This window comes from Halomonas sp. 3D7M (genome assembly GCF_014897885.1).
Lineage (GTDB): Bacteria > Pseudomonadota > Gammaproteobacteria > Pseudomonadales > Halomonadaceae > Vreelandella.
The window spans coordinates 14,623-36,688 of the sequence record NZ_JABUZF010000082.1 but is presented as its reverse complement, the minus strand read 5'-3'; the positions used below and the strand labels follow the sequence as shown (position 1 = coordinate 36,688).

Annotated in this window: 16 protein-coding genes and 1 pseudogene; 5 read left to right on the top strand and 12 right to left on the bottom strand. The window is 54.5% G+C overall.

Going from position 1 to position 22,066, the window contains the following annotated elements; genetic code table 11:
• Window positions 1-181 (top strand): hypothetical protein (locus INT22_RS20225; protein WP_226912366.1); only part of this gene is annotated, 181 nt, incomplete at its 5' end.
• On the opposite strand, the gene pgi is transcribed toward INT22_RS20225, so the two are convergent.
• From pgi to ptsP, 4 genes are all read right to left on the bottom strand, one after another.
• Window positions 178-1,842, bottom strand: coding sequence for a glucose-6-phosphate isomerase (pgi, locus tag INT22_RS03140; RefSeq protein WP_193067672.1), 1,665 nt, complete (start codon window positions 1,840-1,842; stop codon window positions 178-180). The genes INT22_RS20225 and pgi overlap by 4 nt on opposite strands.
• A gap of 248 nt (window positions 1,843-2,090) precedes the next feature.
• Window positions 2,091-3,827, bottom strand: coding sequence for a PTS fructose-like transporter subunit IIB (locus INT22_RS03135; protein WP_193067671.1), 1,737 nt, complete (start codon window positions 3,825-3,827; stop codon window positions 2,091-2,093).
• Entirely contained in the window at window positions 3,824-4,795 is a 972-nt protein-coding gene (pfkB, locus tag INT22_RS03130; protein ID WP_193067670.1) for a 1-phosphofructokinase, read from the bottom strand. The genes INT22_RS03135 and pfkB overlap by 4 nt, the downstream gene beginning before the upstream one ends.
• A complete protein-coding gene (gene ptsP / locus INT22_RS03125; protein WP_193067669.1) occupies window positions 4,795-7,662 on the bottom strand; it encodes a phosphoenolpyruvate--protein phosphotransferase in 2,868 nt (955 codons plus the stop codon). Before ptsP ends, pfkB begins: the two co-directional genes overlap by 1 nt.
• 226 nt (window positions 7,663-7,888) lie before the next feature.
• On the opposite strand from ptsP, the gene cra reads away from it, so the two are divergent.
• Window positions 7,889-8,866 carry a catabolite repressor/activator gene (gene cra, locus INT22_RS03120; protein WP_193067668.1) on the top strand — a complete coding sequence of 326 codons (978 nt, stop codon included), beginning with the start codon at window positions 7,889-7,891 and terminating at the stop codon, window positions 8,864-8,866.
• Window positions 8,867-8,935: 69 nt separating this feature from the next.
• Here cra and INT22_RS03115 read toward each other — a convergent pair whose 3' ends face one another.
• Together INT22_RS03115 and pyk are read right to left on the bottom strand one after the other, a co-directional pair.
• The gene (locus tag INT22_RS03115) at window positions 8,936-9,412 is read right to left on the bottom strand and encodes a methylglyoxal synthase (protein ID WP_038483239.1); all 477 of its coding nucleotides are present in this window, start codon (window positions 9,410-9,412) and stop codon (window positions 8,936-8,938) included.
• 49 nt (window positions 9,413-9,461) lie between these two features.
• Window positions 9,462-10,928, bottom strand: a complete 1,467-nt coding sequence (gene pyk, locus INT22_RS03110) for a pyruvate kinase (protein WP_038483243.1) — start codon at window positions 10,926-10,928, stop codon at window positions 9,462-9,464.
• Between the two features lie 211 nt (window positions 10,929-11,139).
• On the opposite strand from pyk, the gene gap reads away from it, so the two are divergent.
• Complete coding sequence (gene gap / locus INT22_RS03105) at window positions 11,140-12,144, top strand: type I glyceraldehyde-3-phosphate dehydrogenase (RefSeq protein ID WP_193067667.1); 1,005 nt, start codon at window positions 11,140-11,142, stop codon at window positions 12,142-12,144.
• Between the two features lie 14 nt (window positions 12,145-12,158).
• Here the strand turns inward: gap and INT22_RS03100 are convergent, their stop codons facing one another.
• The 6 genes from INT22_RS03100 to INT22_RS03075 form a co-directional block, all read right to left on the bottom strand.
• Complete coding sequence (locus tag INT22_RS03100) at window positions 12,159-13,190, bottom strand: LacI family DNA-binding transcriptional regulator (protein ID WP_089037946.1); 1,032 nt, start codon at window positions 13,188-13,190, stop codon at window positions 12,159-12,161.
• Between the two features lie 188 nt (window positions 13,191-13,378).
• Entirely contained in the window at window positions 13,379-14,485 is a 1,107-nt protein-coding gene (locus INT22_RS03095; protein ID WP_193067666.1) for an ABC transporter ATP-binding protein, read from the bottom strand.
• A 92-nt stretch (window positions 14,486-14,577) separates the two neighbouring features.
• On the bottom strand, window positions 14,578-16,194 hold the full coding sequence (locus INT22_RS03090; protein WP_193067665.1) for an alpha-glucosidase: 1,617 nt from the start codon (window positions 16,192-16,194) through the stop codon (window positions 14,578-14,580).
• Between the two features lie 37 nt (window positions 16,195-16,231).
• Window positions 16,232-17,074 (bottom strand): carbohydrate ABC transporter permease, encoded by an 843-nt coding sequence (locus INT22_RS03085; RefSeq protein WP_038483259.1) that lies wholly within the window; start codon window positions 17,072-17,074, stop codon window positions 16,232-16,234.
• Complete coding sequence (locus INT22_RS03080; protein ID WP_038483262.1) at window positions 17,074-18,060, bottom strand: carbohydrate ABC transporter permease; 987 nt, start codon at window positions 18,058-18,060, stop codon at window positions 17,074-17,076. The genes INT22_RS03085 and INT22_RS03080 overlap by 1 nt, the downstream gene beginning before the upstream one ends.
• A gap of 14 nt (window positions 18,061-18,074) precedes the next feature.
• On the bottom strand, window positions 18,075-19,346 hold the full coding sequence (locus tag INT22_RS03075) for an ABC transporter substrate-binding protein (RefSeq protein WP_193067664.1): 1,272 nt from the start codon (window positions 19,344-19,346) through the stop codon (window positions 18,075-18,077).
• A gap of 627 nt (window positions 19,347-19,973) precedes the next feature.
• Between INT22_RS03075 and INT22_RS03070 the strand changes: the two genes are divergently transcribed.
• On the top strand, window positions 19,974-21,497 hold the full coding sequence (locus tag INT22_RS03070; RefSeq protein WP_193067663.1) for a carbohydrate porin: 1,524 nt from the start codon (window positions 19,974-19,976) through the stop codon (window positions 21,495-21,497).
• A gap of 131 nt (window positions 21,498-21,628) precedes the next feature.
• Window positions 21,629-22,066, top strand: a pseudogene (locus tag INT22_RS20220) (HTH-type transcriptional regulator MalT); the annotation flags it as partial.

Sequence of the window (22,066 nt, the reverse complement as noted above, 5' to 3'; positions counted from 1 at the left end):
TACGTCCTGGAATGAACGCTTACGGTCTTCGAGCAATTTTCGCCGGATTAATTTAGGCGGCTCGGGGCTTCTGATTGCCTTCAATCAGTGTCGATACTGGCATCAAAGATCAAACCAAAAACGCCTTGGCTTTTCAGCCAAGGCGTTTGTTTATCTAACGGTTACCCAACTCTCCGCTTAACGCTTCTTCCTAGCAGGCTTTTTATCAGCGCTGGCTGGGGCGCTTTGCTTTGCGCTGCTGTCGCCAGGAAAATGAGCGCGTACCAGCTCCAGTAGACCTTGTGTTGAGGTGTCGAAGTCGGCGGCGTTGGTATCGATGCGCTCGCTGATTTCACCGGCAATGCGTTTGCCAAGCTGCACGCCCCATTGATCAAATGAGTTGATGTTCCAGATAACGCCTTGCACAAATACCTTGTGCTCGTAGAGGGCAATCAGCGCGCCTAGGTTTTTGGGCGTTAGCTCGTCCAGCAGCAGTGTGCTGGAAGGGCGGTTGCCGGGGCAGCTATAGGGGTCGTGTTGGCTCAGCTCTTTGCTGTTCCCTTGGCTACCTTCCATAAAGGCGTTGGCCTGGGCGAGCATATTGGTTAGCAAGGCGAAGTGGTGGTCTTCCACGCCGGGTTCAGGTTTCAGCGAGGCAATAAAATCGATCGGCACGTAGCGGGTGCCCTGGTGTAGTAGCTGGAAGAAAGCATGCTGACCGTTAGAGCCGGTTTGCCCCCAAACAATCGGGCCGGTTTTGTAGTTAACTGGGTGGCCGAAAATATCGACTGACTTGCCGTTAGACTCCATATCCAACTGTTGCAGGAACGAAGGTAGTTGGTTCAAGGCTTGGTCGTAGGGCACGATGGCCTGGGTTTCGGCACCAACAAAGTTAATGTACCAGATACCAATCAATGCCATCAGAACTGGCATATTCTGCGCGAAGGGTGCTTCGATAAAGTGGCGGTCCATCTCATGAGCGCCTTCCAGCAGCTCGATAAAACCTTCAAAACCAACTGAAAGCGCAATCGGCAGCCCGATAGATGACCACATGGAGTAGCGGCCACCGACCCAAGCCCAGAACTCGAACACATTCTCTTCACGAATGCCGAACTCCATCGCCGCTTTGCGGTTGGTGGAAGCAGCAATAAAGTGGGCACCGACATCGGCGTCTTCTCCGGCATTTTCCAGAAACCAGCGCCGTGCGGTTTTGGCGTTCAGCAGGGTTTCCTGGGTAGAGAAGGTTTTGGTTGAAACGATAAACAGCGTGGTCGCCGGGTCTAGCCGTGAAAGCACCTTCTGGATATGGGTACCATCGACGTTGGAGACGAAGTGGAAGTGCAGTTCCGGGTGGCGGTATTTGAGCAGTGCGCGTACCGCCATATTGGGGCCAAGATCCGAGCCGCCAATGCCAATGTTGACCACGTCTTTGATGCGCTGGCCGTTATAGCCTTTCCACTCGCCGCTTCTAACCGCTTCTGAGAACTGCTTGATTTGTTCCCGGGTGCGATTGATTTCCGGCATCACGTCATCGCCGTCAACATGCACGGGTTCATCGCTTAAATTGCGCAGTGCGGTGTGCAGTACCGGACGATTTTCGGTGACATTGATAATATCGCCAGAGAACATCTGCGCTCGGCGCTGAACCAAGGCAGAGTGGTCGGCCAGTTCCAGTAGTTTGCTGAGCACTTCATCTGAGACATGGTGTTTGGAGTAATCCAGAAACAGGCCGCCCACCCGCAGGCTCATTTTTTCAAAGCGCTGCGGGTCATTGGTGAAGTAATCACGAATGCGGTCGTTGGCGGTTTTGTCGCGCAGGCGTTCAAGTGCCTGCCAAGTAACGCTGCGGGTGAGTTGAAACATAGAAGGCGGTCCTGTTGTTTTAGATCATTATTAAGTGACGAGCGCTATGTTGCTGGCTCGTGCCTTGTACTATTTATGTATCTATTTATGTAAAAATACTACATAAAACCCCGGTTTAAGCAACTGTTAAGCGACTGGTGGCTGAAAAGTTAGTAATAAACCGTTGTTGGTGTGGGGTAAGGGGGAATATGCGTAGCAAAAGAGGCGCTGAGCAGGTGGCTGCCTGCTCAGCACTGACGTTCAAGCGTTTAGCTGGTAACGGCGACGTGGGCGGCGCCGCGTTTGATAAAGGCATAGCCTAAACCGGTTGCCAGCGAGCCGATGATAATCGCGCCAAGGTAGAGCAGTGCAGGGGTAATGGCGTTGGGAATCAGCAGCACAAAGATACCACCGTGAGGTGCCATTAGTTTCGCGCCTACCAGCATGGAAAGCGCACCGGTGATTGCACCGCCCACCATGCAAGCGGGAATAACCCGCAACGGGTCTTTCGCCGCAAAGGGAATGGCCCCTTCACTAATAAAGCAAAAGCCGAGTACAAACGAAGCTTTGCCTGCTTCACGTTCTGGTTCAGAAAATTTATTGCGCGCTACGAAACTGGCAATGCCCATGCCAATCGCTGGCACCATGCCTGCCGCCATAATGGCTGCCATTGGGCCGTAGGTTTCTGAAGCCAACAAGCCCACGCCGAAGGTGTAGGCTGCTTTATTGACGGGGCCGCCCAAATCGAAGCACATCATTGCACCCAATAGAATGCCCAGCAGCACCGCGTTAGTAGAGCCCATAGAGGCCAGGAAGCTGGTCAGCGCACTTAGCAATGCAGCGACAGGCTCGCCAATCACATAGATCATCGTTAGGCCGGTGACCAGGCTGGCCACCAGTGGGATGATCAGAATAGGCTTGAGCGATTCAACGCTGGAGGGCAGCTTAACGTAGCGGGTAACCGCTAGGGCCACGTAGCCTGCCAGGAAGCCTGCCAAAATGCCGCCGATAAACCCGGAGCCAATGTCGGCCGCCAACATACCGCCAATCATACCTGGCGCAATACCGGGGCGGTCGGCGATGGAGTAGGCAATGTAACCCGCTAGCACAGGAATCATTAGCGCGAAGGCGGTGCCGCCGCCAATTTGCATAAGCGCAGCGGCCAGCGTGCCTTCCTGCTCAAAGGCTTCAATGCCGAATACAAACGACAGCGCAATCAGCAAACCGCCCGCTACCACCATAGGCAGCATGAACGACACGCCGGTGAGTAGGTGCTTATAAACGCCTTTCTCTTTAACGCTCTTATTGGCGTTGCCCGAACCGCTGTTGGCGTTTTCTACGCTAGCATCAACAAGGGCGGCTTCTAGCGTGGGGCGTGGCTTTTTTAGTGCGTTGCCGGTTGAGGTGCGGTAGATACGTTTGCCTGCAAACCGCACTGGGTCAACGTCGATATCGCAGGCCAGTACGACCACGTCGGCGTCGGCGATCTCTTGTTCGGTTAAATGATCCTGAGCGCCTACTGAGCCTTGAGTTTCCACACGAATGGCATGCCCCATGGCTTTGCCTGCTTCGGCTAGCGCTTCAGCGGCCATAAAGGTATGGGCAACACCGGTGGGGCAAGCGGTAACAGCGACAATCTTCTTGCCGCCCGTGTTGCTCGCCGGAGTAGCAGCGGCTGTCGGGGTTGCAGGGGCCGCGTAAATGGGTGCTTCACGCTTGGCTTGAGTTAAAAAGGCGCTGGGGTCGGGCAGGGCGCTGGCAATCGGCGCCTGGAAAAGTCGCTTGCCATCAAAACGTTCTGGGGCAGGAATGTGATCGGCGGCCACCACAATTAAATCGGCATTAGCAATTTGCTCAGCGGTGGCCGCTTGCAGCGGCGCAATCTCGCCGTGCATTTCCACATGAGCGCTCCAGCCCATCCGCGTGGCCGCTTGCTCAAGGCGCTTGGCGGCCAGAAAGGTGGTCGCCATACCGCTGGGGCAGGCGGTAATTAGAATCAGGTTCATCGCGTGGCTCCCTTGGTGATGGTGTCGTCAAGACGCCGTACCAAAGTCTGTTGTTGGAGTAAGTCAAAGTCGTCGGCGTGGGGGGTGCCCACGCCGACGTGGCGAACCGCTTCGGCAGAGAGTGCCGTTGCAAAGCGAAGGGTGTCTGGTGGGGCGCAGTCGCTGAGCAGCCCATGAAGCATGCCAGCCACAAAGGTATCGCCCGCACAAACGGTATTAGTGGCGTTTACGCTAGGCGGGGTAGATTGCCAAGTGCCCTGTGAGCTAACCCATAAAACGCCCTCTGAGCCTGCGGAAATCAGTGCGTGCTCAATGCCGCTGGCGTGCAGTCGCTCGGCGGCGACCTGGCGTTGTTGATGTGAATCTAGCGCGCTGCCAGCCCAGTCAGCGAGTTCCGTTTCGTTAGGTTTTACAGCCGCAGGCTGAACAGCAATGGCGGTCAGCAGTGCTGGGCCGCTGGTGTCTATCCAAAGTGGTACGCCATAGCTTTTTAGGGTGGCCAGTAGTTCAGCAAATAGCGGCTGATCAATACCTGGTGGAAGGCTACCGGCAACGACGACCGCTTGGGGCGGGGCGGGGCGCTGAAACAAGTCGTCTAGGGTAGTTCGTAAGGCATTTAAGTGGGCCGCCTCAATCGGCATGCCGGGGCCGTTAATATCAGTGATGCGGCCACTCTGCTCCGCCAGCTTGGCGTTAATACGTGTGCTACCGGGTACTCGTACAAAGGCATCTTCTACGCCGTAGTGGGGGAATGCCAAGCTGAACGGCGCGTCGTTATGCTGGCCGAGAAAGCCGCTAACAATCACCTGATGGCCTAAGCTGGCCAGCACGCGTGCTACGTTAACGCCTTTGCCCGCAGCTTCTAACTGGGCGCTGTGGGGGCGGTTCACATGGCCGAGTGTCAGCTTTTCAAGGTTGAACGCTAAATCCAGCGCGGGGTTGAGTGTAATGCACACTACCTGGGCCATTAGCGGGCCTCCAGGGCGTCACGCACCTCATCGCTGGTGGCTTTGCTTAGCGCTAGCTGGGCAGTGGTTTTGGCATCGGCAAGATCAAATTCACGCAGGCGCGCTTTGACTAGCGGAATTTGTCGCGCGCTGACGGAAAGCTCATCAACGCCTAACCCTACCAGTACTGGCACGGCCATGGCGTCCGAGGCGAGTTCGCCGCATACGCCGACCCATTTGCCGTGGGCATGGGCGGCATCGACGGTCATTTGAATCAAGCGCAGCACGGCGGGATGCAAGCCATCGGCCTGGGCAGAAAGCTCTGGGTGGCCGCGGTCGATGGCCAGGGTGTACTGAGTTAAATCGTTAGTGCCGACGGAGAAGAAGTCCACCTCGGCCGCCAGCGTAGGTGCTAGCAGTGCGCTGGAAGGCACTTCGATCATCACGCCCAGTTGCACATCAGTGGCGCGCTGCTGTGGTGGGATTTCGCTAAGCAGGCGGTCATAGATGACTTTGGCGGCGCGGAATTCAGCGACATCCTTAACCATCGGCAGCATGATGCGTAGCGGACGGCCGACAGCTGCCATCAGCAGCGCGCGGATTTGTGTTTCCAGCACTTTCGGTTCGGTCAGCGCTAAGCGAATGCCGCGTAGACCAAGGAACGGGTTGTCTTCCTGGGGAACCGGCCAATAGGGCAGCGGCTTGTCGCCCCCGACATCCAGAGTACGCGCGACCAGCGGGCGGCTATCCAGGGCATCGGTGGCTTCGCGGTACTCGGCAATTTGGGTGGCTAGATCCGGTGCGCTTGAGTAGGCCATAAACAGGAACTCGGTGCGCAGCAGGCCAACGCCTTCGGCACCGCGTTCAACCGCATCGGCGGCGTGGGCGGTGTTACCAAGATTGGCTGCCACTTCCACCCGATGCCCGTCGCGGGTTTGGGCTTGCTCAAAACGCAGCTCCCAGGCATCGGCTTCGCGCTGTTGCTGGTCGAGAAGCTGTTGTTCTGCGCGCTGCAGGCGCTCTTCGGAAGGCTGGGAGGTAACTCGCCCACGTTCACCGTCCAGAATCATCATGCTGCCGTTATGCAATGCCATGACGGCTTCACCGGCGCCGACAACAGCGGGAATACCTAGCGCACGAGCCAGAATGGCACTGTGAGCGGTGGCGCCGCCGCGCACGGTAAGCAGGCCGCGTACGCGTGAGGTATCCAGGCGGGCAACGTCGGAAGGGCCGATGTCATCCATCACCAGAATATACGGGTGGTCAGGTGGCTCGGGCAGTTGGACATCGCACAATACCCCCAGCACGCGGCGGCCTACGTCGCGTAGGTCAGCGGCGCGCTCGGCCAGTAGGCGGTCGGCGAGCATTTCCTGGGCGTGGGCGGCGGTTTCAATGGCGTTCCACCAACCAGCTTCTGCTGAACGACCTTCACGAATCGCATCAATCGCAGCGTGCTGCAACTCGGGGTCGTCGAGCATCTCTTCGTGCATCGAGAGAATGTCGGCCACTTCGCCGCCAGGGGCGTTATGCACCAGTGCTTGAAGTTGAGCCGCCCCCTCTTTCAGCGCTAGTTCCAGGCGGTTAATTTCGTGATCGGGGTCGCTGGCGTGTTCAGCATAGTCGAACTGCATCGGACGAATCACAAACACCGGCGCAATGGCCAAGCCCGGCGAAGCGGCGACGCCTGCGTGTGGGGCGTCGGCGGCTAACGGTTCGACGGGCTTACTCGTGTTAGTAACCGACTTGGTATCAAAACCGCCGTCGAACGGCGTGACTTTCTCACCTAGACCGTCTTCAACGGCGGCGGCTACTGCGCCTAGCGCGGTACTTGCCTGCACACCTTCAGCAGAAAGAATCAGCCACTGGCCACGCCGTGCTCCCAAGCCAATCACTTTGGTCAGGCTGGCGGCTGAAACCGTGGAAGCACTGCCTTCTTCAAGGCGTACGTTAATCGGCATTGATTGCGCGCGGGCGACCTGTACCAGCTGTTTTGCCGGGCGGGCGTGTAGGCCGTGGGGGTTCAAGACGCGCACGCGGCGAGTTTGAGTGCTGGCGGTTTCACCCGCCAGCGTGGCCAGCAGCTGTGCGCTGTTTTTGCCCACCAAACTGCCACTTTCACCGTTCTCCAACACGGCTAATAGCTGTTCAAGCAGTGGGCGGTGGGCATCGCCGCTGGCCGCTAAACAGAACAGCGCATGGACGGGGTGGCCGCTATGCTCCAGTTTAGGATCGGCTGGCGTGGCAACACCTAGTGCGGGTTGTGTCACCCCTTGCACTTGGCTTGCTAACCAAAATCCTTTGCCCAGCCATTGGGGGGAAGCACTGGCGATGGCGCTAATAAAAGCGTTATCAACGCAGCCACTTTGGCGAAGCCGTGCGGCGGCGGCCAGGGCAAGCTCTTGAGGGTCGCGAGCGGGGAAGTTAATGCACAGCGTATCGGCATCCAGGCGTGGCTTAAGCGCTGGCTTGGAAAGTAAACGCGCTACCTCGACAGCCGAGCTGGCGCTGGCGAGCTGGTTGGCGACGCCTTCGCGGTCTAAGACGTGGGTCAACTGGCGCAGAATATCCAGGTGTTCGTCATTTTGCGCGGCTATCGTCACCAGAACATAGACCGTCTGGCCGTCATGCCACTGAACGCCTTTGGGGAACTGCAGCACTCTCACGCCGGTATGTTTTACGTGCTGACGGCTTTCCGGCGTGCCGTGTGGAATGGCAATCGCGTTACCAAGATATGTTGACGACTGCGCTTCGCGCGCATGGAGGCCATCACGGTACTCGGCCTCAACTAAGCCCGCATCCGTTAGCGCCTTAGCGGCGATGTCGAGTGCAGCTTGCCAGTCGTCCGCATGGCGGTCGAGCAAGATGTCATCTGGGCCGAGAGTTAACATAGGGTTCTCCTGTAAACGCTGTCAGCCAAGGGTGATGTCTGCAGCGTGATCATGCTTAAACGTTGGTCGTAGAGCGTTGAGCTTCACTGGATGAATCGTGTCATCTGTGGTTAGTTGGCTATGCTGAATCGATTCACTTAAAGACACAAGGGTTGTCTTTCTAGACTTTAGTCTGGGTGGGGAGAAACGGCTGATAAACTACACCGGCAACCAGAGGGAGAATTGCATGACACTTGCCGACATTGCCCGGCTTGCGGGCGTATCGCGCACCACGGCGAGCTATGTAATTAATGGCCAGGCCGAGCAACGGCGTATTAGTAATGCCACCATTGAGAAAGTAATGGCGGTCGTGCGGCAGCATCGCTATCACATTGACCCGCAGGCAGCGGCGCTGCGTCGTGGGGCAAGTCGGCTGATTGGATTGATCGTGCCGGACCTTGAAAATATCAGCTATGCGCGGCTCGCGAAGCGCTTAGAGCGTGGCGCGAGAGAGCAGGGCTATCAGCTGTTGGTGGCTAGCTCAGATGACTGTGCCGATAGCGAGCGGGCTTTGGCATTGGCGCTTCGCGCGCAGCGTTGTGAGGTGCTTATTACCGCCAGCTGCCTTGCCGAAGAGGACACTTTCTATTCTGAGTTGGTAGATGAAGGTTGGTGCGTTGTGGGAATGGACCGAGGGCTTGCGCCGACGCGTTTTGCCAGTGTCGTCAGTAACGATCAAGACGCGGCATATGCGCTAACGCGCTCGGTCATTACGGGTAGCACGCGGCGGGTGGCGTGGTTAGAAGCGATGCCAAGCTTGTCGATCAGTCGCGAGCGGAGGGTGGGTTTTCAGTCAGCGCTACAAGACACCTCTATCGAGCCGGTTTTACTTAGCGGTACGCACTACGAGCGTAGCGAAGGCGCCCGTCTTGCCGCTCAACTGCTGGATGAGAAGGGGGGCGCTGATGCGTTGATCACCGCGTCTTATGTGCTGATGGAAGGGGTGTTTGACGTGTTTCTGGAGCGCGGTGGGCTGCCAGAGAATATGCGGTTAGCCACCTTTGGCGACCACCGCTTATTGGATTTTCTGCCGCAAGCGGTGAATTCAGCCTTGCAAGATTATGATCGCATTGCTGAACTCACCCTGCGCTGCGCCCTGAATGCCATGAACGGCGACTATCAGTGTGGGCAACAGGTTGTGGCGCGCCACCTGCGTACCCGATAAGCCCCATTGATTCGTTCAGAGCTTGAGTTGTTCAGAGCTTTAGTTATTCAGTACTAAAGTTGTTAAGAGCTATACCGTGCGGGCTTGAGCCCAGGCCTGTGCATCCGGAATAGACATATCGTAGCGTTCACTGAGATAGGGCGACGACAGTAAAAAGTCGGCGCTCGCCGCATTGCATGCTACCGGCACGTTCCATAGCGCGGCTAAACGCAGCAGCGCTTTGACATCAGGATCGTGGGGCTGAGGGGCAAACGGATCCCAGAAGAAAATCAGCACGTCTAGCTGTTGTTCGGCAATCCGCGCACCAATTTGCTGATCACCGCCCAGCGGCCCGCTCATCAACCCCTCGACCTCTAGGCCAAGCGCATTTTTGAGCCGCCCAGCGGTCGTCCCCGTACCAATGAGAGTGTGCTGGCTGAGCGTTTCCTGCCAGCGTGTTGCCCACTCCAGCATTTCGGTTTTTTTGCCGTCGTGGGCAATTAGCGCAATGCGTTTACGCGGTTGCAGCGTACGAACGGCTTGGCGGGGTGGACGTGCGTCGCTCATGGCATGGCTCTCCAGTTAACATTCCGGCTATTTCAGGTCACAGTTAGATTTACGCTTCTTCAACGGCCAGCACTTTCATGGTGTTAGTGCCGCCGTGGGCGTTCATGTGGTCGCCGCGGGTAAGAATGACATGATCGCCAGGGTGTGCCAAACCATGCGCTTGCAATAGCTTGACGGCTTCTTGGTTGAGCTCTTTAGGGTCCATATGGGTGGTGTCGAAGGGGATCGACACGACGCCGCGATAAAGCGCCATGCGCCGTTGGGCAATCGGGCTATGTGCAAGTCCCACAATCGGCAGACCAGAGCGAATGCGTGAGGCAATCAGTGGCGTATAACCTGTCGAGGTCATGCAGGCTATCGCGCGTACCCCGGTGAGGTGGTTAGCGGCATACATGGCAGAGAGGGCAATGGTTTCATCAATGCGCTCGAAGCCTTCATGAATACGGTGGCCGGATGACTGAGCAATACGTTCGCGCTCAGCGCCGAGGCATACTCGATCCATCGCTTGAATGGTTTCTACCGGATAGTCACCCGCGGCGGTTTCCGCAGAGAGCATGACGGCGTCGGTGGCATCCAGCACTGCGTTAGCCACGTCGAATACTTCCGCGCGGGTGGGCAGTGGCGACTCAATCATCGACTCCATCATTTGTGTGGCGGTAATGACCGCACGGTTAAGCGTGCGAGCATGCTTGATGATGCGTTTTTGAGTGCCGATCAGTGCGGCATCGCCAATTTCTACGCCTAAGTCGCCTCGGGCGACCATCACGGCTTCAGAGGCTTCGATAATGCCATCCAGTGTCTCATCATCGGCAACCGCTTCGGCGCGCTCAAGCTTGGCAACCAGACCTATTTCCTTGCCTGCTTCACCGAGCAGGTCGCGCGCTTCTTGCATATCAGCAGCGCTGCGTGGGAACGATACCGCCAGGTAATCCACCCCGATATCGATCGCGGTTTTTAGGTCTTCTTTATCTTTTTCGGTAAGCGCCGGGGCGGATAGTCCGCCGCCTTGCTTGTTGATGCCTTTGTTATTGGAAAGCTTGCCACCTACGTGAACGCGTGTGTGGACTTCTTGACCAATAATCGAGGTGACGTCCAGCACGACACGGCCATCATCCAGCAGTAGCCGGTCACCAGGGGCGACATCGTCAATCAGCGACTTGTAATCACAGCCGACGCGCTCGGCCGTGCCGCTGTTGGCATCCAACGCCATGTCGAGCACAAAGGCCTGGCCAATGTCCAAGTGCACAGCACCTTCGGCAAAGCGCGATATACGGATTTTTGGCCCTTGCAGGTCACCCAAGGCGGCAACGCTGCGATTTAGTCGCTGGGCAATCTCGCGTACCTCTTTCAAGCGGCGGCGGTGGTCGTCTGCGGCGCCATGGGAGAAATTTAGCCGCACGACATCAACGCCCGCTTTTAGCATGGCTTCCAGCACGCCAGGGCGGTCGCTTGCTGGACCAAGCGTCGCGACAATCTTGGTGCGGCGAAGGGGAGTGGGAGATGTTGAGCGAGTCATAAACGTTACTCCTATTGACCATCTTGGCGGTGATTAATTATTGGACTACGATAGCCTTTATATAGTAATTTTACTACATATTGGGATGTTATTAGCCTTTAAGGGCAGTTTGGATAGGTAAAAATTGACCTAAAGGTGAATAAATACGTATTTTTAGTAATTTTTTTACTGGATACGCCATCGACTACCACTGCTTGATTGAGGTGCCATCATGACAATAAGAGTTGCTATTAACGGATTTGGACGGATTGGTCGTAACGTACTACGTGCGCTGTACGAAAATGGCTATCGGGATCGTGTCCGAGTGGTTGCGATTAATGATTTGGGTGATCCTTCCCTAAACTCGCACCTACTGCGTCACGATACGGTTCACGGCCACTTTCCGTTTGCCGTTGAGCATGATGCCGAAAGTATTCGTGTGGATGGCGATCGCATCGCGATCTCTTCTGAGCGTGATCCTAGCCAGCTTCCTTGGGCATCCATGAACATTGATCTCGTCATGGAGTGCACAGGCTTGTTCACTAAGCGAGAAGCCGCTGCCAAGCATATAGAAGCGGGTGCTAAGCGTGTGTTGATCTCTGCCCCCAGCCCCGATGCTGACGCTACTATCGTATATGGTGTTAATGACGATATTTTGACGGCTGAACACACGGTGGTCTCCAATGCGTCGTGCACGACTAACTGCTTGGCGCCTGTCGCCAAAGCGTTAAACGATGCTGTAGGCATTGAAAATGGCTTGATGACCACGGTTCATGCCTACACCAACGATCAGAACCTATCGGATGTTTATCACTCCGACCCTTACCGCGCGCGTAGTGCGACGCATTCGATGATTCCGACCAAAACAGGCGCAGCAGCGGCCGTTGGTTTGGTCTTGCCGGAGCTGGCAGGTAAGTTTGATGGGTTAGCCGTACGCGTGCCGGTGATCAACGTTTCCCTGGTAGATTTAACATTTACGGCAAGTCGCGATACCAGCAAAGAAGAGATCAACGCCATTGTTGAAAAAGCAGCGGCGAACTCGTCTGTGCTAGCGGTTAATGCACAACCGCTGGTGTCTATTGATTTCAATCATGATGCGCATTCATCTACTTTTGATGCTAATCACACCCGTGTGAATGGCCGCCTGGTGAAAATTATGGCGTGGTACGACAACGAGTGGGGTTTCTCCAACCGTATGTTAGATACCGCCCTTGCCATGCAGAAAACGGCCAAATAACACCTGACTGACCCTTATGGGCAAGTGTCGCCCAGCAGCAACTCAGTTTTGAGTAGCTGCTGGGTTTTGGGTATTCGGCCTAGAATCATTTTTGCCGCCACGCGGCCTTTGCCTGCACTGTCCTGGCGCACGGTCGTTAAACGCGGTGCTCTATATTGCCCTTCAGCAATGCCATCAAAGCCGGTAATTCTTAGCTCCCCCGGTACGTGAATGCCACGCTGTTCGGCTAGCGTCAGCGCGGTAAGTGCAATGCGGTCTGACATGCATAGCAGCAGATCTGGGCGCTGCGTGGCAGGCAGGTCGAGGATTTCTGTGATCACAGGAGAGCACACATCAAACACGTTCTCTTCGATATTCCATAGTGGGATCTGTTCAGCATCAAAGCCATGTTCGGTGAGTGCAGCATGAAATCCGGCCAGACGTGCACGGCTGATGGTGCTGCTGTCTGGAAGTAGGGTGTGCTGATTGCTTATTCGGCCGTTGCAATACTCTTTTGTCAGACGAAGATTAACCACCGCAGGCCGCTGTGGACGCGTTTTTAACGCGTGCTGGGCAAGGTGGTAGCTCGCGTCTTGGTCATCGATATGCACAGTCGGGCTGCCATCAATGTCGAAATCCACAGACACCAGTGGCCGCTGCGCAGGCAGCTCGCTTAGCAGCTTGTTATTAGGCATCAGGCCGTAAACGATAAAGCCATCGGCAATGTTTGCAGACCCTGGCGGCTGGGAGGCATGACCCCGGCCAGGCAGTAGCAGCATGGTATGCCCATGAGCATCAAGTACTTCAGCGACACCGGATAAAAATTCACTGGCGACAGCATCATTGAGGCTGTAGGTCAGACTTTCGGCAAGAATAACCGCAACAATGCTGGAGCGCCCGGTGCGTAGACTGCGGGCCTTGGCATCTGGACCGTTATACCCAAGGCGTTTGGCCTCGCTTAAAATACGATCGCGTAGCAGAGGCGAAAGCTGGTCGGGGCGGTTGAAAGCGTTTGATATTGTCGCAGTGGAAACGCCGAGTTCTGTGGCAAGATCCTTGAGAGTCATTCGACGATGGGCAGTCACGGGTTTCCTATCCTGTTTAATTATTTGGGCGTTATTTTACATCGCAGGCTAATGAATTGAATCTGACGCACAAAAATACGGCCTTGACGTTGTTTCCACTACCGTTGCTATACAGGTAGTAGCATCAAAGGCCGTTGTTCGCTCAGCAACAGCGCAGTCGATAGCGTTCGTTAAGCCGCAGAGCGTGCCTCAGAAAGCATCAACGCCGCACCACTTTCATCAAATAGATGCACATGCTCAATGTCGGGCACCAGGGATACTTTTTGGCCTTCTTCCCACTTGCTTGGGGCTTCGCTGCGGTGGATAAGCAGTGTATCGCCCTCCTTGGGTTCTAGGTAGACATAGACCTCATTACCCAGGTACTCGACATTGAAAATTTCAAAGCAATTATCGCCCTTGGGTGCCTCTAAACGTAGGTGCTCGGGGCGTATGCCTAAGGTAAGCGAGCTGCCCGTACGATAGCTATCTGCGGCTTGGGGAAGTGCGACTTCTCCCAAGCCTTTTGCAGTTACCTTGCAACCATCTGTTGAACCGCTGGCAAGCTCCGCGGGCATAAAATTCATCGTCGGTGAACCGATAAAACCGGCGACAAACTTGGTGGCTGGGCGTTGATAAAGTTCATGTGGGCTGCCTACTTGCTCGATATGGCCGCCTTTTAGCACCACGATTTTATCTGCCAGGGTCATTGCTTCGACTTGGTCGTGGGTCACATAAATCATCGTAGAGCCCAGGCGATTGTGCAGCCTAGCGATCTCGTTGCGCATTTGTACTCGCAGCGACGCATCCAGGTTAGAAAGTGGCTCATCAAAAAGCAGAATGCGAGGTTCCCGAGCCATCGCACGGCCCATTGCAACACGCTGGCGCTGACCGCCCGACAGTGCTTTCGGCTTGCGGTGTAACAGGTCTTCAAGCTGCAAAATTTTAGCGGTACTCATTACCCGTTCATGGACCGTCTCTTTGTCTGTTTTGGCAAGCTTCAAGCCAAAGGCCATGTTGTCATAAACGGTCATATGCGGGTAAAGAGCATACGACTGGAACACCATGCCCACACCACGTTCACGTGGGGGAAGGTCATTGACCAGCGTGTCACCAATGTTTAAGTCACCGTCGGTGATTGACTCAAGACCCGCGATAAGGCGCAGCAGCGTGGATTTGCCACAGCCGGATGGGCCAACAAAGACGACAAATTCACCATCGCCAATGGTCAGGTCAACGTCTTTAATAATGTGATCGCGACCAAATACTTTGTTGATCTTTTCAAGCGTAACACTTGCCATGGTTAGCTCCTTGTCGGCCTCAATGCTGCATTCCTCGTATCGGGCCGACTATCGTTATTGAATGTTGTTATTGAGTATTGCCATTGATTTGACTAAGCAACGTGCATAAAGGCGGCTTGATAGGCGGGCAGCGTCAGCACATTATCTTGACGTGCCGTAGTGAAGCCGTGTCCTTCCAGGTCACCGATGACGTCTAAGGGGAGTGCTGTTTGCAGCTCATTCCCCGTCAGGTTAAAGACACACAGCACTTTGGCTTGGTCATTTTGACGAATAAAGCCCAGTAACTCCTCGCCAACCTCAATCAGCTGTAAATCACCGTCGAACAGCGCGGAGTGCGCTTGGCGGAAAGCCAGCATCCGGCGCACACCGTTAAGCGTTGAGTCCGGGTTCGTGTGCTGTCGGCTAACCGCCAATGGCAGGTGGCGTTTTTCTACCGGGAGCCATGGCTCAATGGCCGAGAAACCTGCCTGGGTGCCATCGGTCCATGGCATCGGCGTGCGGCACCCGTCTCGGCCTTTAAACTCTGGCCAGAGCACTTTGCCGTAAGGGTCTTGAATGCGCTCGAAGGGCACGTCGGCTTCTGGCAGCCCTAACTCTTCCCCTTGATAAAGGCAGACGCTGCCGCGTAGGGAAAACAGCATGGCGAGCATCACTTTAGGATAAGCAATGGGATCTTCTTCAGCGCCCCAGCGTGATGCGCTGCGTTCAACATCATGGTTGGATGTTGCCCAGCAGGGCCAAGCGTCGCCCGCTAAGCGCTGAAAGCGCTCAATAACATGACGAATATAGCTAGCGGAGCGTGGCTTATTGAGCAAGTCAAAGGTGTAAGCCATATGCAGTTTGTCACCGCCTGCGGTGTACTCAGCCATGCGCTCAAGTGGGTTGTCATCGCCGATTTCGCCCACGGTCGTAGTGCCGGGATACTCGTCCATCAAGGCGCGTAAGTCTTTTAAGAAATCTACGTTTTCAGGGCGGCTAATATCGTAGACATGACGCTGCCACGTGTAGGGGTTAGCCTCTGGGGCGCCCAGGGTTTTGGATTCACCTTTGGGCACCGGTGGGTTGTCACGCAGCTCGGTGTCGTGGAAGTAGAAGTTGACGGTATCAAGGCGGAAACCATCAACGCCAAGATCCAGCCAGAAGCGCATGTTATCCAGCTGCGCCTGACGGGCTTCCGGGTTGTGGAAGTTGACATCCGGCTGGCTGGTCAAAAAGTTGTGTAGATAATACTGCTGGCGGCGTGAATCAAAGGTCCAGGCAGGGCCGCCAAAAATAGATAGCCAGTTATTAGGGGGTGTGCCATCGGGCTTAGGGTCTGCCCACACAAACCAATCGGCTTTGGGGTTGGTGCGATTCTGGCGGCTCTCTTTAAACCAAGCGTGCTGTTCAGAGGTATGGCTGATGACTTGATCAATCATTACTTTCAGGCCTAGCGAATGGGCCTTGTCGAGCAGCGCCTTGAAATCATCCAGGGTGCCAAACATCGGATCAACGTCGCGGTAGTCGCTGACGTCATATCCGAAATCCAACATGGGAGACGTAAAGAAAGGCGACAGCCAGACACCGTCAACATTCAAAGAAGCGACGTAATCGAGCTTTTCGGTAATGCCTTTCAAGTCACCAATACCGTCGCCACGGCTGTCTAGGAAGCTGCGCGGGTAAATTTGATAGATAACGCCGCCGCGCCACCAGGTCAGGTTGTCTTGCATGAATAAGTCCTTAATAAAACGTAAATAACACCCACGCTTAGCCTTTAACTGCGCCTGCAGTTAAGCCTGAAACAATGCGACGTTGGAAAATGATGACCAAGATAACCAGGGGCACGGTGACGACGACCGACGCGGCCATGATTGGCCCCCAAGGCAGCTCGTAGGCGCTACCACCTGACAGCAGGGCAATGGCAACAGGCACGGTGCGCTGTGCATCAGTGAGTGTGAAGGTTAAGGCAAACAGAAACTCATTCCACGCAGCAATAAAGGCGAGCAGGCCAGTGGTTGCCATGGCGGGCCACATTAGCGGTAGGAAGACCTTAGTAATCGTAATCCAGGGCGTAGCGCCATCCATAATGGCGGCCTCTTCCAACTCCATGGGCAGTTCTTTCATGAAAGTGGTAAGTACCCAGACGGTGAAGGGCAGCGTGAAAATGGTGTAGCTCAGAATGAGGCCAGCGGGATTGTTGTAGAGATTTAGTGCGCGAATCACCTCAAACAAACCTGAGAGCACCGCAACCTGAGGAAACATGGAAACCCCAAGAATGACCAGCATGACGGTCGAGCGACCACGGAAGCGAACCCGGCCCAGCGCGTAAGAGGCGGTGATACCCAGTAGCAGCGCGATGAAAACAACGCTAAATGCTACGACTATTGAGTTAAAAATCGCACGGATAAAGCTCGACTGGCTAAAAATCTGCGCATAGTTGTCCAGGTTCCAATTTGAGGGCCAAAGTTCAACCCGGAAAAGCTCGCTGGAAGGTTTAAGTGAGGTAATGACCGCGTAATAAAATGGGAAAACGGCGTATACCATAATCAGCGCAATTAAGGCCCAAAAGCCGACGCGCTTGGCAATTTTGGCTAACTGACGTTGGTTCATCAGTCACCTCCTAGTTGTATTTTGTTACGGCCTAAATAGAGGTAAGCAACGGTGGCCAGGGCAATAATCAAGAACAACAGGGTAGAGGCAGCACTGCCGTAACCAACATCCTGGAACTCAACCAACTGCTGACGCGCATAGACTGACATCGACATCGTGCTGGTTGAGTTAGACGTCAGTACGTAGATCACGTCGAACACCCGCAGGGCATCTAGAAGGCGGAAAATCACCGCCACCATCAAGGCAGGCGTAATCAGCGGTAGGGTAACTTTGAAGAACACACGCACGGGATGAATGCCGTCTACTTCTGCGGCTTCGTAGCAATCTTTTGGCAACATTTGTAGGGCGGCTAACACCAACAGGGCGACAAACGGAATTGTTTTCCAGACATCGACCATGATGACTGCCCACATGGAGTAAGTAGCGCTGGCGGTCCAGGCAATAGGATTATCGATTATCCCAACCGTCATTAGCAGGTGGTTGATGATGCCGAACTGATCGTTGAGCATCCACGCCCACATTTGGGCGGAAACGATGGTGGGGATTGCCCACGGAATCAGTACCGCCGCGCGAACAATCGTCCGACCTTTAAACTCCGCATTTAGAATCAGTGCCACAATGACACCAAAAATGACTTCTAAAGAGACAGATACCACTGAAAAATAAACGGTGTTCCAAACAGATTGCCACCAGACTGGGTCAGCAAGAACCCCGAACCAGCGGCCATTGTCGTAAACCAGATAGTTTTCAAACCCGATTAGATTAGCCGCACCCAGGTCCGACAGTGAGGCATCGGTAAAGCTTAGAAAAAATGTTCGCATTAACGGCCAGCCAGCCACCAACGTTAATGCGATCAGCATGGGAGCCAAGAACAGCCAAGCCGCTTTGACTCGCTGACGGCGTACTTTAGTGCCGCGATGCCGACGCGCTGGCGCTGCGGCTGAGCGCGCCTCCAGGGGCGCGCTGTTGTTTGAAGAGGTCGACATAGGTATCTCCGCGGTTACCAGTTGCGACGCTTCAGGCGGAGTAGATCGCCTTCGAGGTCAGCGACGGCGTCAGCGCCAGTTTTAGTGCCCGAAAGCACATCATGGGAAGTGCTGAAAAAGGCATTGCTAACACGGCCATAGGCATCCCCGGTAGGTGCTGACGGACGGGCGACGGCGTTGGTGAAGGTGTCGTAAAGAGTGCCAAAGAAAGGCACGGCTTCCAGTACCTCTTCATCTTGGTAAAGCGCATCGATGGTGGGGTTGTAGGACGCTTGGATAGCACGACGCTTTTGCTCTTCTTCACCGGTTAAGAAAGCGACCAGGTCAGCGGCAAGCTCGGGATGTTCGCTATAGCGGGATACTGCTAAGTTCCAACCGCCTAAGCCGGCTGCACTTCGACCGTCTTCTCCACCTGCGGGCAACTGGGTGACGCCGACGCTGCCACGTACATCGCTATCTTCGCTTTGAGCCAGTGACCAGGCGTATGGCCAGTTGCGCATAAATACGGCATTGCCGCCCTGGAAGACACCACGGGCTTCTTCTTCGGTGTAATTCAGCACGCCTTCTGGAGAGATGTCGCCAATCCATGAGGCTGCTAAATCCAGCGCTGCAGCAGCTTTCTCGTTATTGATGGTGACTTCGCCATTCTGATCTACCACGGTACCGCCACCGAAGCTTGATACCCACTCCAGTGCATTGACGGTAAGTCCTTCATAAGCACGCCCCTGGAAGACAAAACCCTGCATCCGATCATTGCCTTCTGCGCGCTCGGCATCTTTGATATCACGCGCGATGTCGGTCAGTTCTTGCCACGTAGTCGGTACGTCATGGCCATGTTTCTCCAGCAAGTCTTCGCGGTAATACAGAACACCTGCGTCGGTAAACCAGGGCATCGCAACTAGGCGGCCATTGATAGTGTTGTTGGTGACAATGGTGTCGAAGTGGCCTGCCGCGGCGTCTTCCCCGAGTACTTCGCTTAAATCAAGCAGGTGATTAGCGAGTAGGCCGGGCCAGACGACATCGATCTGCATGACATCAATGTCGCTAGAGTTGGCGGATAAAATTTGTTGGTAGAGTGACAAACGTTCAGTAGATGAGTTTGGCGTTGAAACCACATCGACACTGTGGCCGGTCTTCTCTTCCCAGGCGCTCACACCTTCTTGGCAAAGGGTAAGTTCCGCACCAACAGCTCCACAAGAAATGGTTAACTCAGCCGCCTGGGCAGAACCTGTGGCGCTAGCGAGACTAGCCAAAGCAATGGCAGAAGTGAGTAGTGTCTTTTTCATAGGGCGTTCCTCGGCATTTGTTGTTATGGGTAATGAGTGTTAAAAGCGCTTGTAGCGCCTACTTAAACGATTAAGTAAGGTGCCAGTTAGCCGTCTCCTCGTGACAAGTTCAATAGCGACTTTTGTCTAATGCCGTTGCATCACTTTTTTCTAACCTAGTGAACAGTTTAGACATTGGTCGATAATTAGTGATTTCTTGTTGGTTTACTACCTCTTAATCGATTAAGTTCTTTCTACCGTTATCTGGCGGGATAAAACGTAGTTGCTTTGCAACATAATCTGCTGGATTCGGTTCGCAGAACAGCGTTTAGCGCCACTCAGTGGGAGAGTCGTTGGGCGTGTTGATGAGCGTGGGCTATCCGTGCAGTAAAGCGACAGACTGATGGCTTTGGCTCGAAGGAAGGTTTAAAGCAAAAGCATCAGAAACTTACGTTTTCAACAAAATCTCAAAAATAAAAGATTTAAAGCCAAGTTTTTAAAGCGATTTTTAAAACGCTTTTTTTAAAGCATAGCTCTTAGGAACACAGCTCTTAGAAATGCAGCTGTTAGAAATACAGCTTTTAAGAGTATGAGTTTTAATAATATGGCTTTTAAAAACAAGGGCTTAATAAATTAGGGTTTAAAACAATGCACAAAATGACATTCAAAACACCTCTCGCCATTGCCATCGCCGCTGCCAGTTTTGGGCTGTGTGGCACTGCTAGCGCCGACACAACATTGGAAGAGCGATTTGCTCAGTTAGAAGCAAGAATTGCCGCTGCCGAACAGCGGGCGGAGGCTGCAGAGCGTCGCGCGGAGTTAGCTGAGCAGGGACATGCTGCACCATCGTCAAGTGCGCCCGCTACCAATGCTGATATTGAAGAACGCCTTGCCCGTGTAGAGCGCCAATCCAGCGGTGAAGAGGGATTCTCCTTTAATGTCTATGCGCGTTCCGGCCTGCTAATTGGTGAAGATGGCAAAAGCGCACCAGCTGGTCCTTATCTAACACCCGCGGGTGGCAATGGCGGTGCCGTTGGTCGTTTGGGCAACGAGCCGGATACATACTCTGAAGCCATTCTTAACTACCGCATGCAGTTTGATAACGGTGCAAAAGCCCGTTACACCACGATGTTGGCTGCTGGTACTAATTCCAGTAACGATTGGGTAGGTGACGATACCAACCTAAACGTGCGCCAGGTGTATGCCGAATTTAGTGACTTACCAAGCTTTACCGGCGCGTTTGAAAACGCTTCCATTTGGGCCGGTAAGCGTTTTGACCGCGATAACTTTGATATCCATTGGCTAGATAGCGATGTTGTCTTCCTCGCCGGTACCGGTGGCGGTATATACGACATGCAGCTAGCCGATAACTGGAAGAGTAACCTTTCAGTTTATGGCCGCAGCTTCAGCGACTATCCGCTCGTCAACCGTGAAAATCCCGGTTTAGATGGAGAAAATAGCGATACGGATAACCTCGTGTTGACCTCTAATAATTACTTCGGTAACTGGCAGGTCATGGTCAACGGCATGTCTGCTGCTGATAACGATGAGCGTGATATTGGCGTGGGCCAAACCGCGGCTGATACCGGCTGGCATACCATGGTGGCTTACCACGGCGACAGCTTCTTCGGCATGGGCGAGGGTAACTTTAAGGCCGCTGTACTGCACGGCCAAGGCTTAGGGGCCGAAGTTAAAGGGTTGGGTAGCAACGGCGACCTGACGGATGATGCGACCGCAACGCGGCTGGCGCTATACGGAACGACCTACATTGCACCGACGTGGCGTATTGCACCGTCGATACTGGCTGAAACCAGTGAAGATCGCTTCGCTAACGGTGACAGCTATGATTGGGCTACGCTAAACGTGCGTCTGGCCAATGAAATCAATCAGAATTTCGAAATGCAGTACGAAGCTAGCTATCAGTGGATGGATTTAGATCCACAGGGTTACAGTGACCGTAACGCAGTCGATGGTGACTATATGAAGTTCACTATCGCACCGACTTTCAAGCCCGAAGTAGGTGGTTTCTGGAAGCGTCCTGAGATCCGTCTATTCACGACTTACAGCGACTGGGACGAGAGCCTTAATAGCTACGGTGCCAGCTCTCTAGGTAGCGATGGATTTACTGGCGGTGAATTTACCTTTGGCATACAAAGCGAGGTATGGTTCTAAGCAGAGGTTTTAAGCAGAGATTCTAAGCGTAAGCCGCTGCTCGCTAGCGAAAACTGTTTCTCCAATGCTGATTGCCCGCGACGTGTCGCGGGCTTTTTGTTAGGTAAAAGCACTGATATCGGGAGGCGCTGATGTCGTTACTCCAAGAAAAGCTAAAGGCACCGCCGCTGCCGCTTAGTGTGGTGGCCCGGCCACGCCTTAATGACCATTTCGCCTTAAACGAGCGCACCCGCCTGCTGGTGCTGGCAGCGCCCTCGGGTTATGGCAAAACGACACTGCTGGCCGAACGGTTACCCGCGCTGGAGCAGGAGGCCGCTTGGCTACGATTGGATCAGCGTGATAATCAGCCAGCACGCTTTCTAACCTACTGGCGGGCAGCGTTGAACAAACTGTTCGATGACGCCTATGTGCTTTCGCCCATGGCTGACAATGCTGACTGCATCGAGCAGCTTGAGCGCTGGTTGGGAGAGTTACCCGAACAACGTTCCTCGTGCCGTTTCGTCGTTGATGAATTTGAACACGTGACCCATCCCGATATTTTGGCTGGCGTCGCTCACTGGCTGCGTCAT

What these genes read in the sequence shown, in the direction of transcription:
- pfkB (WP_193067670.1), bottom strand. Translation starts at nt 4,795, where the DNA reads ATGGCCCAGGTAGTGTGCATTACACTCAACCCCGCGCTGGATTTAGCG.
- ptsP (WP_193067669.1), bottom strand. Translation starts at nt 7,662, where the DNA reads ATGTTAACTCTCGGCCCAGATGACATCTTGCTCGACCGCCATGCGGAC.
- cra (WP_193067668.1), top strand. Translation starts at nt 7,889, where the DNA reads ATGACACTTGCCGACATTGCCCGGCTTGCGGGCGTATCGCGCACCACG.
- INT22_RS03075 (WP_193067664.1), bottom strand. Translation starts at nt 19,346, where the DNA reads ATGAAAAAGACACTACTCACTTCTGCCATTGCTTTGGCTAGTCTCGCT.
- INT22_RS03070 (WP_193067663.1), top strand. Translation starts at nt 19,974, where the DNA reads ATGCACAAAATGACATTCAAAACACCTCTCGCCATTGCCATCGCCGCT.
- pyk (WP_038483243.1), bottom strand. Translation starts at nt 10,928, where the DNA reads ATGACTCGCTCAACATCTCCCACTCCCCTTCGCCGCACCAAGATTGTC.
- INT22_RS03085 (WP_038483259.1), bottom strand. Translation starts at nt 17,074, where the DNA reads ATGAACCAACGTCAGTTAGCCAAAATTGCCAAGCGCGTCGGCTTTTGG.
- INT22_RS03135 (WP_193067671.1), bottom strand. Translation starts at nt 3,827, where the DNA reads ATGAACCTGATTCTAATTACCGCCTGCCCCAGCGGTATGGCGACCACC.
- INT22_RS03090 (WP_193067665.1), bottom strand. Translation starts at nt 16,194, where the DNA reads ATGCAAGACAACCTGACCTGGTGGCGCGGCGGCGTTATCTATCAAATT.
- INT22_RS03100 (WP_089037946.1), bottom strand. Translation starts at nt 13,190, where the DNA reads ATGACTCTCAAGGATCTTGCCACAGAACTCGGCGTTTCCACTGCGACA.
- INT22_RS03095 (WP_193067666.1), bottom strand. Translation starts at nt 14,485, where the DNA reads ATGGCAAGTGTTACGCTTGAAAAGATCAACAAAGTATTTGGTCGCGAT.
- gap (WP_193067667.1), top strand. Translation starts at nt 11,140, where the DNA reads ATGACAATAAGAGTTGCTATTAACGGATTTGGACGGATTGGTCGTAAC.
- pgi (WP_193067672.1), bottom strand. Translation starts at nt 1,842, where the DNA reads ATGTTTCAACTCACCCGCAGCGTTACTTGGCAGGCACTTGAACGCCTG.
- INT22_RS03080 (WP_038483262.1), bottom strand. Translation starts at nt 18,060, where the DNA reads ATGTCGACCTCTTCAAACAACAGCGCGCCCCTGGAGGCGCGCTCAGCC.
- INT22_RS03115 (WP_038483239.1), bottom strand. Translation starts at nt 9,412, where the DNA reads ATGAGCGACGCACGTCCACCCCGCCAAGCCGTTCGTACGCTGCAACCG.